The following is a 2482-nucleotide window of genomic DNA, read 5'->3' on the forward strand; positions in this document are numbered from 1 at the left end:
GGATCCAAACTAGAACGTGTTACATTTCGACACAAGTCCCGCACAGTGGCGGAGAAAGGCGGACACCCGTGAGCGAGGCGCACGCCCTGGTCGAACAGCGCGGACACACCCTGGTCGTGACGCTGAACCGGCCGGCGTCGCGCAACGCGCTGAGCGGCGAAATGATGCAGATCATGGTCGAGGCGTGGGACCGGGCCGACCACGACGACGACATCAGGTCCGTCGTCCTGACCGGAGCGGGCGGGTATTTCTGTGCGGGCATGGACCTCAAAGCGGCCACCGCCAAGCCGCCCGGGGACTCGTTCAAGGACGGCAGCTATGACCCGTCGCGCATCGACGCACTGCTCAAGGGCCGCCGGCTGACCAAGCCGCTCATCGCCGCGGTGGAAGGACCCGCGATCGCCGGCGGCACCGAGATCCTGCAGGGCACCGACATCAGGGTGGCCGGGGAAAGCGCCACATTCGGCATCTCCGAGGCGCGCTGGAGCCTGTACCCGATGGGCGGCTCGGCGGTGCGGCTGGTGCGGCAGATTCCCTACACCATGGCCGCTGACCTGCTACTGACCGGTCGGCACATCACCGCCGCCGAGGCCCGGCAAATCGGATTGATCGGGCATGTCGTCGCCGACGGGCAGGCGTTAGCCAAGGCACTGGAGATCGCTGAATTGATCAACGGCAACGGCCCGCTGGCGGTCCAGGCGATCCTGCGGACGATCCGCGAAACAGAGGGCCTGCACGAGAACGAGGCGTTCGCGATCGACACCCGGATCGGGATCGAGGTGTTCTTGAGCGAGGACGCCAAGGAGGGACCCCGTGCGTTCGCCGAGAAACGGACGCCGAACTTCAAGGGCCGGTGACGCTAGAAAAGGCGACTGAGACATCCTGGATGAGGTCTGGCAGGTTCCGCACCAGTACGAACGCCTCCACGCCCAGCCCAACCGCCCCCAGCCCGGTGGCGACCGCCATGGGCATACCGATCGCGTCGGTGAGGTTACCTTCCTGCAGGAAGTTCGAGAAGATCGTTGCCATTTCGGCCGGCAACATCGTCGTCAGGGCATTGATGACATCGTTGGTCGATGACATCATCCCGTTGAGCGTCGACGCCACACCGCTGAGAGCGCCGACGATACCGGTGAGAGTCAGCGGGCCCGAATTGGTCGCTCCGTCATGCAGACCCGCGATCAGCTGGTCGATCGTGTCCGGTTGAACGCTCGCCGGGTCCTGCAGGTCGGTCATGAAGTTCTGGAACCCTTCCTGCGCCCCACTGACCAGGGCTGCAACGATCGCCTGGAACTGTTCGGCGCTGATGCTGGGGAACAGCCCGGCTGGAGTTCCCACATTCGCCGGTGTGGTCGACCAGCCGATATCGGGGTCGGCGCCATAACCCAGGTTGACCAGCACCTTCAAATCCGGTGCGAGCAGCGCGGCTATGGGCCGGCCGGCGAACAACCCGATGAGCTGCGCCAGCGGCAGTTCGTTCGGATCCTGGATGCCCAGGTAGGTGGTGCCGCCGTCGTATCCCGGAGTCGTCGCCAATACCTTGGCGTTCGCGATCTGTTCCGGGGTCAACCCGACACCGGGCGCCAGCAGTCCCTGGATGTACAGCGGGTGCACCAGCGCCATGCCGGCAACGGCATTGAGGTCCGACAAGAAATTGATCGGGTACCGCGGGAAGTCGGCGAACCCGTCGTATTCCAGGATGTAGATGGTGGTGGGAATGCCGGTGTTGGCCGGGGCCGCACCGCTGAACGTCAAACCTAGGCTCGGCAGGGTCGGGTTGGGATCCTGCGGAAGGTTGAAGCGCTCCAGGATGCCGCCGTTGGGGTTGCTGGGATCGCCGAGGCTGAGGAAGGTCAGCTTCCCATCATCGACGTTGACGCCGTCGAGTTCCCCGTTGTGGATGTCACGTTCCACCATCGCGTTGATCGTCGCGCTCTGCGAGACGCCGCCAACGAACACGTCGTGTCCGCCCTCGATCTGCTTCTTGATCTCGGTTTCCAGAATGGTGACACCCTGGGCCACCGACTCGTCGAACGGCAGCTGTGCGTTGATGCCCTCGATGGTCTGCAGCCCCTCGGGGGTGAACAGTCGCTCCACGGCGAAATCCCCGAACCCCATTGGGACGAGGTAGTTCTCGGCAGCGGTTTGAGTTAGGTCCACGGGCGGGATCGGGACGCCGCTGCCGCCCATCACCAACGCCACCCCCTGGCCCGGCAACGGCGGTGCATCGATAGGTATCGAGGAGTCGGTCAGCCGAATCTGGCTGCTGAACATGGTTTCACGCGCTAAACCGGGCACCAGCGTCACCGCCGACGGCAGCGCAAGCAGAGCGGTGCAGGCGACCGCCAGCGGTACAGCGGCCAGTTCTTGGATTGCTGAGTTTCTCATGTGTGAAATCTTGCCGAAGAGTGCTCATCTCCGTCAACGTGGCCTGGGTTGAGGCACCCGCCCCTAACAAATAGTGACGCGAGCTGCTCGGCGC

The 2482-nt window shown here is 64.4% G+C and carries 2 protein-coding genes; one reads left to right on the top strand and one right to left on the bottom strand.

The annotated features are described in order from the left end of the window. The first annotated feature begins 68 nt into the window (after positions 1–68). Entirely contained in the window at positions 69–857 is a 789-nt protein-coding gene (locus tag AC2VOP_RS08250) for a crotonase/enoyl-CoA hydratase family protein (protein WP_486960511.1), read from the top strand. Here the strand turns inward: AC2VOP_RS08250 and AC2VOP_RS08255 are convergent. Then, a complete protein-coding gene (locus AC2VOP_RS08255; RefSeq protein WP_486960512.1) occupies positions 844–2388 on the bottom strand; it encodes a PE-PPE domain-containing protein in 1545 nt (514 codons plus the stop codon). The two genes, AC2VOP_RS08250 and AC2VOP_RS08255, sit on opposite strands and share 14 nt — an antisense overlap. Between the last annotated feature and the right edge of the window lie 94 nt (positions 2389–2482).

It is taken from the genome of Mycobacterium sp. TH-M106 (assembly GCF_057473765.1).

Excerpts from the sequence above, each read along its gene's own strand:
- AC2VOP_RS08255 (WP_486960512.1), bottom strand. The coding sequence starts at position 2,388 with ATGAGAAACTCAGCAATCCAAGAACTGGCCGCTGTACCGCTGGCGGTC.